The organism is Priestia iocasae, assembly GCF_016909075.1.
Classification (GTDB): Bacteria; Bacillota; Bacilli; order Bacillales; family Bacillaceae_H; genus Priestia; species Priestia iocasae.
Genome location: NZ_JAFBFC010000002.1, coordinates 172,292 through 185,560, shown reverse-complemented (window position 1 = coordinate 185,560; position 13,269 = coordinate 172,292). Strand labels below are relative to the sequence as shown.

The window sequence follows — 13,269 nt, the reverse complement described above, 5'->3', positions numbered from 1 at the left end:
ATGAACATGAAAATTTTAACTGTATGTGGATCAGGATTAGGAAGTAGTTTTATGTTAGAAATGAATATTAATAGTATTTTAGCAGAGTTAGGCGTCACAAACGTAGAAGTAAATCATTCAGATGTTAGTTCAGCAACATCTGATATGGCGGATCTTTTTATCGTCGCAAAAGATATTGCCGAGAGCGTGGAGCCTTTAGGAGATGTACTTGTTCTTAACAGCATTATTGATATGGATGAGCTAAGAGAAAAATTAACAGCTGATCTTACACAAAGAGCCATTCTGTAACTTAGATAAATAGAGGGGGATGATGAAATGGGGGAAAGATTACTAAAGCTAACGATAGACGTGTTAAGTCAGCCAGCGGTTCTTATTGCATTGATTTCATTCATAGGTTTAGTGCTTCAAAAGAAACCAGCAAGTGAGATTATCAAAGGCACAACAAAATCATTCTTAGGTTTTATCATTATTGCTGCAGGGGCTGGAATTTTAGTTGGTTCTCTTGAACCATTTGGAAAGATGTTTGAAGAGGCGTTTAACGTAAATGGAGTTGTTCCTAATAATGAGGCTATTGTTGCGATGGCGCTCACTAAGTACGGAACAGCTACAGCACTCATTATGTTCTTTGGAATGATTGCCAATATTTTAATTGCTCGATTTACGAATTTTAAATATATCTTCTTAACGGGACATCATACATTATACATGGCTTGTATTATTGCTGTTATCCTCGTTGTAGCAGGGTTAAGTGGTGCAGCATTAATCATCGTCGGTTCACTAGCGCTTGGATTAACAATGGCTGTTTTTCCAGCAATTGTTCAACCGTTTATGCGGAAAATCATTGGAAATGATAAAGTTGCGTTTGGTCATTTCTCGAGTGTTGGATATGCATTATCAGCATTAGTAGGTAAAGTAGTTGGAAAAGGATCGCGTTCGACTGAAGACATTAAGTTTCCAAAGGGCCTTGGGTTTTTACGTGATAGCTCAGTTACAATTGCGCTTACAATGGCTATTTTATATGGCATCATCGCACTCTTTGCGGGTCCATCTTACGTAGAATCAGAGCTTAGTAACGGAAATCACTACCTTGTTTTCTCAATTGTTCAAGCGGTTACATTTGCTGCTGGTGTATTTATCATCTTATCTGGTGTTCGACTTGTCTTAGCTGAGATTGTTCCTGCGTTTAAAGGAATTTCAGACAAACTTGTCCCAAATTCAAAGCCGGCTCTTGACTGTCCAATTGTTTTTCCATATGCACCAAACGCTGTATTAATTGGATTCTTCTGTAGCTTCCTAGGTGGAATTGTTGGGATGTTCTTATTAGGAGTAGGCGGTGCAGTTATTATCCTACCTGGTGTTGTCCCACACTTTTTTACAGGTGCAACTGCGGGTGTGTTCGGAAATGCAACAGGTGGTGTTCGAGGTGCAACAATTGGCTCATTTGTGAACGGACTCATCATCACATTTCTTCCAGTCTTTTTAATGCCAGTTCTTGGAGATTTAGGTTTTGCAAGCACAACGTTCTCAGACGCAGATTTTGCAGTCACAGGTATTTTATTAGGAAATGTTGCGAACTCCTTAGGTGCAATTGGCGTAACTGTAATGGTTGTAGTGCTTGTTCTACTTGTTGCTTTACTAGGCTTTTTTAAAAAGAATAAAAGTCAAAGTGAACAAGTTGGTGCATAATGCATTTGAAGATGTGGGTTTTATGAGCGTTGTACCACATGCATATGTATAGGAAGTGCGGTGGCTGAAGTGTTAAGTAAATACTGTCCCACTCACCTAAAAAGAATAGGTGTTCACAAACAATTTGGTCAAGTGGGGAAAAGTGAAGTATGTAAATCCATACTACAAGCTAACTAAAAAGCCATTGTGAAGGCTGTTCAGCAACAGAAAACGAAAAAAAAGATAGCAAGAAAATAACAAAAATCCAGACGATTCTCAGTCTGGATTTTTTCCTCCTATCTGAACATCAACTCAACCCAATCCGCTCTGACTAACTATCAACCACAAACTCCCGACAAGGCCCACGACCGTAATGAATAGTCCAACCGCTAACGTTTGTTTTTCAGATTTCATTTTTAGTAAAAGAAGAACACCAATCACGACAAGCACAAATGAAAAGAGCGGGACACTCCATGCTGTCACCACGTCGATAGCATTTGCTACCTCTGGTTGTTTAAATTGCTCCGCTTGCTCAATGGCTTTTGTTGTTTTTTCCATAAGCCAACCTCCTTATCTCTTTTGTTCTACTATATTGAGCCAAGCCTTGAGATAGTCTAAAAAGTTTAGCTTTCGGCCGATCACCTTTCAATTCTATAGATGAACCGGTTGTATATGACATTGATTGTGGACATATGCAGAAGTGGACGTGAACGATGGAAAAGGGAAGGTTGTTCAATATTTTAGGTGATTTGATTGGTAAAGAGAGATGAGTGAATAGATGAAAACGATCAATTGTAAGCCTACTCGTTTGTAGTGGGTAGCCCCTTCATTAGTTAGTGTTTTTCATAAAAAAAAAGCGAGAATCGTGCATGGCTTGAGCACATTCTCGCTTTTCTATTAGGGGGAGAAACCCTTGAACCAACGGGGTTCAGAGGGTTTCGGATAAGTAAGAGGTTACTTCACGCGCGGGAAGCCGAATCCAGATGCATAATCGTCACCTGTTGCTGCTCCGTAACCACCTTTAATGTCAACTGTTTTCGCACGGTTTTGTAACTCTGTACGAAGTTGAGTGTGGCTTAGTGATGGACTAGATGCCCAAATTTTCGCAGCTAGACCAGCTACGTGTGGCGTAGCCATTGACGTACCGCTAATTGTTTTGTAGTTTCCATCGAACCAAGTAGACTCGATACCAGCACCTGGTGCTGATAATTCAACGTCACGTTCTTGAATGAAGAAGTCACCATCTGTTGATGGATTTCCGCGAGAAGAGAAGTTCGCAACACGGTATGTACCGCTTTCTTGAACATTTTCTAATGCCGCTACGGCTACTGCTTTTGTTAATGCGCCAGGATAACCGATTGTATTAGCTCCGTACCCATCGTTACCAGCAGCTGCTACAACAAGCACACCTTTACTGTATGCATAGTCAACAGCACTTGAAATTAATGAATCTTTACCAGATGAACCTAAAGACATGTTAATCACTGTTTTTGTACCTGTACGAGTTGCTTCATCCGCTGCATGACGGATTGCTGCAGCGATATCATCTGAATAACCAGATCCGCTATCTGTTAATACTTTGTATGCCCATAAATCTGAATCTGGGGCAACACCGTAAATACCAGCTCCATCACTTCCACCGTTCGCTAATACGGTACCTGCAACGTGCGTTCCATGTCCGTTACGGTCTGTACAAGTGTTATTCACAATTTGAGAGCTTGTTTGTGTGAAGTCTTTACATTGTTCAGCTTGTCCTTGTAAATCAATATGGTTAATGTTCACACCCGTGTCTAATACGGCTACATTAATCCCGCTACCACCAGACGTTTTTTGAACAGTGCTATCATTGTAGATTGCTTTAATTCCCCATGGAGCTTGTGTACTTGGGTAAGTTGCTAATGCTTTAATAGGACCTACTTCAGAAGGTGTGTCTAATTGCACTTGCTCTACTTTTGTTACTTTTAAGTTTTTATTCTTTAATAATGCTTCATACTGTTTCGCATTTACCGTCGTTGTGAACCCTTCACCACTGAAGTCCCAGCGTGCTTTATGTTGTGCTTTTACCTTTTGTTTCTCGGTATTAGTACCTTCGATTAATACACGGTACTCTTCTAAGCCTTTTGCATTCTTCGCTTCTACACCTTGTGCGAATGTACTACCCGTAAATACAGATAAGCCTAACGTTAAACTAAGAACTGCTGAACCTACTACTCTTTTCTTTGTCATTTTGTTTCTCCTCTCACTTTCTATTTCTCAGATATGACTAAATGATGGCTTCTTCATGTTGAACATGTCGATTTCCAAACCCGAAGCGCTTACTTCATGTTTTGTTTGAAAAAAGGCTTGTTCGCTATGTCGTAATCTGATTATAGAAAATAGATTAGTAGAAATCACCATTCTTCTAGTTATATAACAAACATGTAAAAAACTTTAAATGAGCTTATCATTCTTTACAAAAGGATTTTGACACAAAATGTTCACAAATAAAAATAGGAGAAAAAAAGTTTTGATAGGATTTCTTCTGAATGTTTTCTTTGAATTTGGCTATATAATCAAACGAATAATAGATAAATAGGATGATATTATTTACAATAATTTCTATTTTTAATTTTATTTACATAATATTTCCTTTTAGTGATAGTAACCATAAAATGGATTGTGAAATGTCAGAACTCCTGTCACATCAATAGGTTGTTGAAAAATCATACAAATTTTTCACAAAGTTCAACTAGGTAAAAAGTCCCTTATATTGAAATTGTGGAATAATGTTTGTGGTAAGAGTGAGGAAAATGGAGGTTAGTTGCATTAAGTGGAGAAATGAAGGTGAAACAAGAGGGAAGGAATACTCATACATACACCTTTCATACACTTTTAATGGCTGTCTCGTGATGCTTTCATTCATTTGACTGAATAATCTGTCTTTTATGATGGAAATATGATGTTCTTTCTATAATCATTTCATGATGAGTGTGATACGCTCATGTCGTAATCACATTTGATATGAGGTGAAGAGAAGATGAAAGGGATAAAAAATGTGGCAGCATTTGCTGTCATGATTGGCATTGTCACTTTAGGTATGTATGTAGAATCACCACGGCTAGCAAAAGCGAAAAAAAATGATCAACATGTGATGAAAGTGGAGGTAGAAGAAGAGTTTGCAGGCTATAATGGAACATTTGTATTACGAGATGTGAAAAAAGGCAAAACATTTGTCTACAATGAAGAACGAGCAAACAAACGAACAGCACCGGAGTCAACGTTTAAAATTCCAAATGCTTTAATTGGTTTACAGGTTGGGGCTGTTGACGATGAATATGAAATCAAAGAGTGGGACGGTGTGGAGCGAGAAATTCCTGTGTGGAATCAAGACCATACATTAGGGTCTGGGATGAGAAACTCCGTTGTTTGGTACTATCAAGAGATGGCTCGTGACATCGGAGAGGCAACAATGAAAGAGTGGATTGAAAAGCTTTCGTATGGAAATGAAGATCTTAGTGGTGGCATTGATCAGTTTTGGTTAAGTCGTTCATTAAAAATCTCTCCGGTTGAGGAAGTGGATTTTATTGAACAATTAAGCAACGAAACGCTACCCTTTGATTTAGATGTGATGAGAACGGTGAAACGAATGATGGTTCAAGCAGAAGGAAAAGACTATACGTTATACGGAAAAACAGGTCAAGGCAGCGGGATTGGTTGGTATGTTGGCTATCTTGATGTAAATGGAAAGACGTATGTGTTTGCGACGAACATTGACGGAACATCGGCTGATGCGAAGCGTATCACTAGGAACATTTTAACGAAAAACGGTTTTATGAATGAATAGAGAAAAGTTGATATCTGTTTGTTTATACATTAAAACGAGCATTCGATGTTAAGTGTTTGTTTATAAACTGTCCACTTTTTAAAGAAGTCTTTACAGTCCGTTCGTCCACATACAAAACCTTAACAAAAGTCATGAAATCCTTACATTCATAGCGAGAAATTCCTTGTACAATAAAGGTGTAGAGACATTTCTATAAATGAAGAAAAAGGAGACGTTCTGATGGCCGAACTTATTTTAAACGGCAAGGACTTACAAACAATCGAACAGCTTCATCAATATGTTAAAGAACAGCTGGACTTTCCAGATTACGATGATACGAATATGGATTCACTTTTTAATTGTTTAACAGAATACGTGACCGTTCCATTAACGATTAAATGGTTACATTTTAATGAAAGTTTAAACCGTCTTGGACAGCGTGCGAATTTCGTAGCGGGACGAATGAGAGATGCAGCGAAGTCAGTAGATGGATTGGAGTTTCAGGTAGAGTAAAAAACGATGAGGGACTCTCATCGTTTTTTTTTAGGTTAGGATGAGTACTCATTTTTGATTAACGTTTACAGTGATTTCATCAAAAAACGTACCATCAATGTAGACTTTTAGCTGTCTTTCTATCTCCTTACAGTTCATCTTCTTGACGTGATAATCTTTTACGTTGTCACTGCTTTCTCTACAAATCATTCATATGAGAGATGAAAATTTACTTATTTGTTACATTTTTTTCAAAAAAGAGTCGAAATATGGAGAAGTTTAACAATTGTCATCCAATCCTTACACTACTTGGAAATAAATGCTTGTAAGATAAAAGAGTAGTGATTCAGTACATAAGAGGAGGAACAAGGATGAAACGTACAGTGAAGTTTCTTATGTCCATAGCAATGGCATTTGCGCTATTGTTTGGAGGAACGACAGCATTTGACCACTCAGAAAAAGCGGAAGCGGCAATTAGCTATTATGCCACTCCAACAGATTTTGCAGGTATTATTGATTACTTAAAAGAATACGGTCATCTTCCAGCTAACTTCATTACGAAAAGTGAAGCACAAAGCATTGGATGGGTATCAAGTCAATGTAACCTGGCAGAAGTAGCACCAGGCTACAGCATTGGTGGAGACGTTTTCCAAAACCGTGAAGGCTTACTACCGAAAAAAACCGGCCGTGTTTACTATGAAGCGGATGCGTACTATACATCAGGATGCCGTGGTGCACAGCGCGTTGTCTATTCAAATGATGGATTGTATTACTCAACGAGCGATCACTACAAAACGTTCCAACGCTGGTATTAATAGAAGGGGCATGGCGAAAAAGCGTCATGCTCTTTCTATTAATCTTGTAGAGCCGTATGCCCCTTTCTTGTAAGATAAAAGGGGAGTAGATAAAAAGGAGAGATCATCTTGAGAGAGCTAATCATTAATGGAAAAGCGCTATACAGTATGGCTGAACTGCATGATTATTTGAAAACAAACTTAGATTTTCCTGACTATTATGGGGAGAATTTAGATGCGCTGTTCGATTGCCTCACCGGTCATGTCGGACTGCCTCTTGCGATTAAATGGCTTCATTTTGAAGAAAGTGTCCAAAAAATAGGTCAACAAGCGACCTTTGCGGCCGATACCATTCGCGATGCGGCAGCCGAAGTAGAGGGGTTAACATTTAAAGTAGAGTAAAAAACGATGAGGAACTCTCATCGTTTTTTTAATACCTCTTCCGCCACCGCGTCATCATAAAATACCCAACTAAAAACACCAATCCACTGACCGAATCGAGCAGTACATCCCACATTCGACCGTCACGACCGATGACGAATGCTTGGTGAAGTTCATCTGATAGAGCGAAAAGGGCCGTATATACAAAGGCTTTGACGTAGCGCAACCGATTTTGTTTCACATTTGCGAGAAACAACAAGGCAAGAAGGCCAAAGAAGGTAATATGCGCAAGCTTTCGCAATACAAACTCTTCATCAATTTTATATTCATAGGCATCATAAAACTCACTGTCCGGTGCTAAAATCTCAGCGACCGATGCGTCATGATCCCAGTTTGATTCGTTAAACCAGCTGCTTGGATCGGTTACTTTTAAATGAGGCGTATGCGAGAAGTGAGCGATGCTTAAAAGTAAAAACACCAATAAAATCCGTTTCATTGTCAATCCTTTCCTAATTGCGTCTGTTTTTTTATTGTATGAGAAAAGTGTGGGGGTGTAAAGCTTTCATAATACCGTAAAATCAATCCATCACTTTTGGTATAATTAGTAAAGAATGCGCACAAAAGGAGTGTTACAACGAGTTGGAACGAATATTATTAGTTGATGATGAGATGGGCTTATTGGAAATGATGAGCATGGCTTTAAGAGCGGAAGGTTTTCAATCTATTGATAAAGCAATAAATGCCCAAGAAGCATTAGCGTATGTAAGGAAAAATCAATATGCCGTTATTTTATTAGATGTGACATTGCCGGATATGGACGGATACGTGCTATGTACGAAAATAAGAGAAATGACGAAGACACCCATTATGTTCTTGACGGCTCGAACGTCGGATTTAGACATTCTCACTGGCTTAAACGTAGGAGGAGACGACTACATAACAAAGCCGTTTAAACCACTCGAGGTGATTGCGCGTATTAGAGCGAAAATTAGAAGAGAACAAAACTATCGAGAAGCTGAGAAGGAAGAAAAATTACACTATACATATGGTTTTTTAACGCTTAATTTAGCCAGCGGACAGCTTTATGTCGAGGGTATCGAGGTACCGTGTACAGCTAGAGAATTACAGTTATTAGCCTTCTTTTTTCAACACCCTAATTATATTTTTAGTATCCAAGATTTATATGAACGAATTTGGGGGACTGATAGTTTAGGTGATACGAATACGGTGATGGTCTACATGAATCGGCTAAGAAAGAAAATTGAACAAGCTCCTAACAACCCAAAAGTATTGATCAATGTGAGGGGGTTAGGGTATAAGTTTGTGCCTCCTAAGGGTGAATCTGTTTGAAAATACGCTTGAAATTTATTCTTCTATTTATCATCCATTTATTTTTATTTGTGAACATTGTTTATTTTGGCTTTGCTTTAGTGAATTCATTTAGCTTTGACGTAATGAGTGTTCTGTTAGAAGATCAAACGCTTAGTCATAAAATGAGTCAATTTATTATTAAATATCATACCCTCATCATCCTCATTATTGTCGTTTTTAGTTATGGCTGGATTTTAAGTAGTCCGTTGTTTCACATATTAGAGTGGATCAAATCGCTATCTCAAGATCGATATGAAGAACCGGTAGGAAAGGGCGGGATTGCTCGAAGCCTTTCAAAAAGAACAGGTGCTATTAAGTATACGTTCGTTCTATATCGCAATATCTTATCGCAATTACAGTACTTGACGAATTCTTTAAAAGAAAATAAAAAGAAAGCGGAAGAACTGGAGCGAAAAAAAAGAGAGTGGGTAGCGGATATTGCTCACGATTTGAAAACACCTCTTTCTTATGTGAAAGGTTACTCTTCCATGCTTCTATCTAGTAATCAATGGACAGAGGAGGAGCGGCTTCTTTTCTTAAAACAAATCCAAGAAAAAACGGAATACATGGAAAGGCTGCTGCAGGATTTAAACGACGCTTTTAAGTTCGAATATCAAAACGATGATATTATAAAACAGAAACAAGACATCGTCGCTTTTGTGCAAAAAAACGTGATTGAATTTGCGAATCATCCAACGGCAAGTGAATATGAAATTGAACTGCGTAATGACATCGGTCAAGCGTTTGAGTATTCATTCAGTTCCCCGTTACTTCAACGAGTACTGAATAATTTACTTGTAAATGCGATTGTACATAATCCTAAAGGCACGAGCGTTTGTGTCTCATTAAAAAGAGAAACTCCTTATCTCGTTATTGCAGTAAAAGATAATGGTGTAGGGATAAAAGAAGAGGTAAGAAACCATATCTTTGATCGTTACTACAAAGGAAAGGATGCTACTCATAAAAGTTCTGGGTTAGGTTTGCACATTTCGGATCAATTTGTTCAAGCACATGGAGGTATGATTAAACTTGCAGATCAACGAGAAGAAGGGACAACGTTGAACATCTATTTGCCTCTTGAGTAAAGATAATGAATGAAAAAGAAGATGGCTCTTATGATAAAGAGTCATCTTCTTTTTTCATCTCTCACATTTTAAGGTTCTATTAAGGTTGTTTTACTTTAACGTTTACCTTCCCTGTTTATACTAACGGTGAGGTGATAATCGTGAATAAAATCATTGAAACAAATGGTTTAGTCAAAAAGTATAAGAAAACGACGGTTGTTAATCAATTAAATTTATCGGTCGAAGAAGGAGACATCTATGGCTTTTTAGGTCCAAATGGTGCAGGGAAGACAACAACGATTCGGATGCTATTAGGATTAATCAAACCCACTGCAGGAGAGATTCAAATCTTCGGAAAAAGTTTGGCTAAGCATAGAGTTCAAATCTTGAGTCAGGTTGGATCACTAGTCGAATACCCGTCTTACTATGGCAACTTAACAGGCTACGAAAATTTAGAAGCGATTCACCAGTTATTGCGTATGAAAGACAAACGTAAAATCGATGAAGTCCTAACGATTGTTGGCCTAACGAAAGCAAAAGATAAGCTTGTTAAACATTATTCGTTAGGCATGAAACAGCGTCTAGGGATTGGGCTTGCTTTGTTAAACTCTCCTAAGCTATTAATTCTAGATGAGCCTACGAACGGATTAGACCCTGCAGGTATACAAGAAATTCGAGAGCTTATTAAAGACTTGCCTTCTAGTTATGGAATCACCGTGATGATTTCAAGTCATTTATTAAGTGAAGTAGATCAAATGGCGAATAAAGTAGGGATTATTCATGAGGGACAGTTCATTTTCCAAGATCACATTCAAGAGCTGCGAAAGAAAAGTACTGGAAACATAAGCATGAGGGTGAATGATCCACACTTAGCGAGAACGATTTTACATAAAGATGGCTTGAATGTGTCTCTTAACGGAAAGAACGAACTTATGATCCACGAGCATGAAGACAGTAAGATTGCTTACATTGCCGATAAATTAATACGTCAACAATTAGCGGTCTATCGGATACAGGAAGAGAAGCGGTCATTAGAAGATATTTTCCTTGAGATTACACACAAAGGTGGAGAAGTATCGTGAATCATGTTGTGTATTCAGACAAGATGAAATTGAAACGGACATTCATCACACCGATTACGTTTATGTATCCATTAGCAATTATCATCATAGGATTTCTCATTATTATGATGCAAAGAGATAACTTTATTGAAAGAAATGTTGATATGTGGGCATCAATGGTCGTTATTGTTCATTTTGTGGTGATGGTTTTTATCCCAATTGCTATCACAATTATTAGTTCACATGTCATAAATGTTGAACATCAAACAAATGCATGGAAATTCCTATTTTCGCTTCCTATTCCAAAATCACAATTGTATATGAGTAAGCTTTTTCAAGTAATCAAACTGTGCGTATATTCAGCACTTGTTATGTTTGGAGGATTCATTGTCATTGGTATGGTTTTAGGTTTTAGTGGCAATGTTCCTTATCTGTTATTGTTAAAAGCAGCTTTTTTACCGTACGTAGGTGCTCTGCCTATTATGACATTTCAACTATGGATGTCTATGAAATTCAAAAATCAAGCGTTTCCGATTGGAATAGGAATTCTAGGTGCCATTTCTGCTTTCTTCTTCCAAATGAATGAAAGCACATCCTATCTATTTTGGGCTTATCCAGCCATGATGACACCTGTTAAACAATTGATTGTTGATGGTTCTTTAGGAGAAATTGTAACAAGTGCCGATATCGGTCAGTATACGATATTAAGTGTCATATTCGGGTTATTCTTTTTGTTATTGGGCTTCATAGCGTTCAACAACCAACAAGTCGATTAGGAGGGCCAATCTGATGTTTAAGGATTATCTTATGTTTGAGTGGTTAAAGTTAAAAAGGCAAAAAATATGGATGTTAGTACTGGCTGTCCCTTTGATTAGTGTGATTTTAGGATTTAGTAGCTTTTTAGGAAACTATGAGGTATTGATGGACAAAAAAGATGATAACGGTTGGTTAGAAGCGTGGACGCAAATTACGTTATTCTATGGGATGTTGTTTTTGCCTATTTCATCAGGCATTTATGCAGCGTTAGTTTGTAGAACAGATCATTTGAGTGGCGGGTGGAAATTGCAATTTTCACTTCCTCTTTCAAAAACGATGATTTACTTATCGAAGCTAACGGTCATTTTACTACTTATCTTTCTTATGCAGCTTTTCTTAGTGCTATTTTATATCGTGGGTGGCTTCATTATTCACATCGAGAATCCAATTCCTGTCACTTTTATTGTGTTTGCGATTCTTCTCAGTTGGCTAGGGACCTTTTCATTATCTGCCATTCAACTATGGCTATCTTTTAAAATAAAAAATTTTGGCATTCCTTTAGGCATTAATATCTTCTTATCGTTCTTAGTTTTTGGTGCGTATACATCAAAGTGGGGAATGCTTTATCCTTGGGCTCAGCCATCATTCGCTATTTCGACGCCAGATGAGAGTCCAATAGATTCTTATCCTGTGTTCATTAGTGCAGTAGTCATTACGTTTTTCATTTTTGTCGCCATGACGTCTTTTCGTTTTAAACGAGCAGACTTAGAAAGTTAGTCTTACTTATAAGAGAGAGGAGCATAATTGTGAAGCTAATTGAAAAACATGAAAGTTATCAAAAAAAATAAAAGTGGTCACAAGAAGCTTTGCAGGATTCTTTCTTTTACTCGCATTTTATTATATTTTCTGGAGTTTTGCGAGAGAAGAAAGTTTCTCAAGCCTGATCATTTATCCAATCGCTATTTCGTTAACCATTCTTGCTATTGAAAAAATCATCTTTGAAAAGAAATCGTTTATGGTTTATTTAGTGACTTCTATCTTCTTGTTTTTAGTAGGAGTGATAGTCATTTAGGGTGGTGTGAATGAAGTAAGAGTTCTGACGACATCAGAACTCTCTTTTTGATCAACAGGGACGTGGTGTACTTTCTTCAGTTGTGACACAAACCAGTTGCCAAACGCAAGCTGTTCCTCTGGCATCGTCTTCAGCATCTTTTCTGCTTGAACAAGTCTTTCTGATGGTACCTCACCGCTAATGGACGGAGCTTCAATCTGACTTGCGATAATCGTCACCTGCGGATATGTGCGTTTAAAATCAGACAACGAACCAATGTGATCATCGTCGTAATGCGTCACAACAATGGTTTTTAACTGACTCATGCTGTATCCATGACTGATAATAGCTCCTTCTATTTTCGGTAAAAAATGCGGATAGCCTGTATCGATTAACGTCAGCTCATCGTCTAAAACGAGCAAGGTCGGGTAAATTGTTTGAGTGTGTCCGTTAAAATCAAATGCAATCGGTAATTCAAAAATCTTCAGCATTTTTTCTACCTCCTTTTAGGTGAGGAGTGTCTCTTTTTACCCGCCGATTCCTTTCGCCAGCAGCAAAAGATAGGTGAAAACCAATATCAAACCATTTAGTAGCCCACCGATGATGCCAGTTACCCATCTCTTAGACAAAATCGCAAACAAAATGCCGAGGAGTGAAAGAGCTCCAAATACGAGTATGCCTAACGATAGATTGGCATTTGGTCCCCGGAACGCAAAAAAGAACAAAACACTTGCGCTAAAGGTTAAAAAAGAAAGAATTCCAAATTTGTTCATCACGCATCCGCTCCTTTCAATCCATCTTATCACAATAAGTTAAATCTTTCCTTTTGGTT

Annotated in this window: 15 protein-coding genes and 1 pseudogene; 11 read left to right on the top strand and 5 right to left on the bottom strand. The window is 37.9% G+C overall.

Translation table 11 applies throughout. From position 1 onward, the window contains the following. Positions 1–6: 6 nt before the first annotated feature. The gene (locus tag JOC83_RS06060; protein ID WP_205185306.1) at positions 7–288 is read left to right on the top strand and encodes a PTS sugar transporter subunit IIB; all 282 of its coding nucleotides are present in this window, start codon (positions 7–9) and stop codon (positions 286–288) included. Between the two features lie 27 nt (positions 289–315). Then, positions 316–1,686 carry a PTS ascorbate transporter subunit IIC gene (locus JOC83_RS06055; protein ID WP_205185304.1) on the top strand — a complete coding sequence of 457 codons (1,371 nt, stop codon included), beginning with the start codon at positions 316–318 and terminating at the stop codon, positions 1,684–1,686. Between the two features lie 291 nt (positions 1,687–1,977). On the opposite strand, the gene JOC83_RS06050 is transcribed toward JOC83_RS06055, so the two are convergent. Both JOC83_RS06050 and JOC83_RS06045 read right to left on the bottom strand, forming a co-directional pair. Continuing rightward, positions 1,978–2,223 carry a hypothetical protein gene (locus tag JOC83_RS06050; RefSeq protein WP_205185302.1) on the bottom strand — a complete coding sequence of 82 codons (246 nt, stop codon included), beginning with the start codon at positions 2,221–2,223 and terminating at the stop codon, positions 1,978–1,980. 396 nt (positions 2,224–2,619) lie between these two features. Beyond that, positions 2,620–3,891: a S8 family peptidase gene (locus JOC83_RS06045; RefSeq protein ID WP_205185300.1), complete on the bottom strand. Its 1,272-nt coding sequence runs from the start codon at positions 3,889–3,891 to the stop codon at positions 2,620–2,622. Between the two features lie 790 nt (positions 3,892–4,681). Between JOC83_RS06045 and blaOXA the strand changes: the two genes are divergently transcribed. The 4 genes from blaOXA (at position 4,682) to JOC83_RS06025 (ending at position 7,155) form a co-directional block, all read left to right on the top strand. After that, entirely contained in the window at positions 4,682–5,488 is an 807-nt protein-coding gene (blaOXA, locus tag JOC83_RS06040) for a class D beta-lactamase (protein ID WP_419095359.1), read from the top strand. Between the two features lie 219 nt (positions 5,489–5,707). Further along, complete coding sequence (locus JOC83_RS06035; RefSeq protein WP_205185297.1) at positions 5,708–5,980, top strand: barstar family protein; 273 nt, start codon at positions 5,708–5,710, stop codon at positions 5,978–5,980. A gap of 386 nt (positions 5,981–6,366) precedes the next feature. After that, positions 6,367–6,774 carry a ribonuclease domain-containing protein gene (locus JOC83_RS06030; protein WP_378913297.1) on the top strand — a complete coding sequence of 136 codons (408 nt, stop codon included), beginning with the start codon at positions 6,367–6,369 and terminating at the stop codon, positions 6,772–6,774. Between the two features lie 108 nt (positions 6,775–6,882). Continuing rightward, on the top strand, positions 6,883–7,155 hold the full coding sequence (locus tag JOC83_RS06025) for a barstar family protein (RefSeq protein ID WP_205185291.1): 273 nt from the start codon (positions 6,883–6,885) through the stop codon (positions 7,153–7,155). 28 nt (positions 7,156–7,183) lie between these two features. On the opposite strand, the gene JOC83_RS06020 is transcribed toward JOC83_RS06025, so the two are convergent. Further along, positions 7,184–7,630 carry a VanZ family protein gene (locus tag JOC83_RS06020; protein ID WP_205185288.1) on the bottom strand — a complete coding sequence of 149 codons (447 nt, stop codon included), beginning with the start codon at positions 7,628–7,630 and terminating at the stop codon, positions 7,184–7,186. Positions 7,631–7,773: 143 nt separating this feature from the next. On the opposite strand from JOC83_RS06020, the gene JOC83_RS06015 reads away from it, so the two are divergent. The 5 genes from JOC83_RS06015 (at position 7,774) to JOC83_RS05995 (ending at position 12,163) form a co-directional block, all read left to right on the top strand. Continuing rightward, the gene (locus JOC83_RS06015; protein WP_205185286.1) at positions 7,774–8,484 is read left to right on the top strand and encodes a response regulator transcription factor; all 711 of its coding nucleotides are present in this window, start codon (positions 7,774–7,776) and stop codon (positions 8,482–8,484) included. Continuing rightward, on the top strand, positions 8,481–9,590 hold the full coding sequence (locus JOC83_RS06010) for a sensor histidine kinase (protein WP_205185283.1): 1,110 nt from the start codon (positions 8,481–8,483) through the stop codon (positions 9,588–9,590). Before JOC83_RS06015 ends, JOC83_RS06010 begins: the two co-directional genes overlap by 4 nt. 137 nt (positions 9,591–9,727) lie before the next feature. Continuing rightward, complete coding sequence (locus JOC83_RS06005) at positions 9,728–10,651, top strand: ATP-binding cassette domain-containing protein (RefSeq protein ID WP_205186028.1); 924 nt, start codon at positions 9,728–9,730, stop codon at positions 10,649–10,651. Next, the gene (locus tag JOC83_RS06000) at positions 10,648–11,406 is read left to right on the top strand and encodes an ABC transporter permease (RefSeq protein ID WP_205185280.1); all 759 of its coding nucleotides are present in this window, start codon (positions 10,648–10,650) and stop codon (positions 11,404–11,406) included. The genes JOC83_RS06005 and JOC83_RS06000 overlap by 4 nt, the downstream gene beginning before the upstream one ends. Positions 11,407–11,419: 13 nt before the next feature. Beyond that, a complete protein-coding gene (locus JOC83_RS05995) occupies positions 11,420–12,163 on the top strand; it encodes an ABC transporter permease (protein ID WP_205185277.1) in 744 nt (247 codons plus the stop codon). Between the two features lie 339 nt (positions 12,164–12,502). Here the strand turns inward: JOC83_RS05995 and JOC83_RS05990 are convergent. Together JOC83_RS05990 and JOC83_RS05985 are read right to left on the bottom strand one after the other, a co-directional pair. Next, positions 12,503–12,925 (bottom strand): annotated as a pseudogene (locus JOC83_RS05990) (MBL fold metallo-hydrolase); the annotation flags it as partial. 39 nt (positions 12,926–12,964) lie between these two features. Further along, positions 12,965–13,210, bottom strand: coding sequence for a hypothetical protein (locus JOC83_RS05985; protein ID WP_205185274.1), 246 nt, complete (start codon positions 13,208–13,210; stop codon positions 12,965–12,967). Positions 13,211–13,269 lie beyond the last annotated feature (59 nt).

What these genes read in the sequence shown, in the direction of transcription:
- JOC83_RS06035 (WP_205185297.1), top strand. Translation starts at nt 5,708, where the DNA reads ATGGCCGAACTTATTTTAAACGGCAAGGACTTACAAACAATCGAACAG.
- blaOXA (WP_419095359.1), top strand. Translation starts at nt 4,682, where the DNA reads ATGAAAGGGATAAAAAATGTGGCAGCATTTGCTGTCATGATTGGCATT.
- JOC83_RS06060 (WP_205185306.1), top strand. Translation starts at nt 7, where the DNA reads ATGAAAATTTTAACTGTATGTGGATCAGGATTAGGAAGTAGTTTTATG.
- JOC83_RS05995 (WP_205185277.1), top strand. Translation starts at nt 11,420, where the DNA reads ATGTTTAAGGATTATCTTATGTTTGAGTGGTTAAAGTTAAAAAGGCAA.
- JOC83_RS06055 (WP_205185304.1), top strand. Translation starts at nt 316, where the DNA reads ATGGGGGAAAGATTACTAAAGCTAACGATAGACGTGTTAAGTCAGCCA.
- JOC83_RS06050 (WP_205185302.1), bottom strand. Translation starts at nt 2,223, where the DNA reads ATGGAAAAAACAACAAAAGCCATTGAGCAAGCGGAGCAATTTAAACAA.
- JOC83_RS06020 (WP_205185288.1), bottom strand. Translation starts at nt 7,630, where the DNA reads ATGAAACGGATTTTATTGGTGTTTTTACTTTTAAGCATCGCTCACTTC.
- JOC83_RS06030 (WP_378913297.1), top strand. Translation starts at nt 6,367, where the DNA reads ATGGCATTTGCGCTATTGTTTGGAGGAACGACAGCATTTGACCACTCA.
- JOC83_RS06045 (WP_205185300.1), bottom strand. Translation starts at nt 3,891, where the DNA reads ATGACAAAGAAAAGAGTAGTAGGTTCAGCAGTTCTTAGTTTAACGTTA.
- JOC83_RS05985 (WP_205185274.1), bottom strand. Translation starts at nt 13,210, where the DNA reads ATGAACAAATTTGGAATTCTTTCTTTTTTAACCTTTAGCGCAAGTGTT.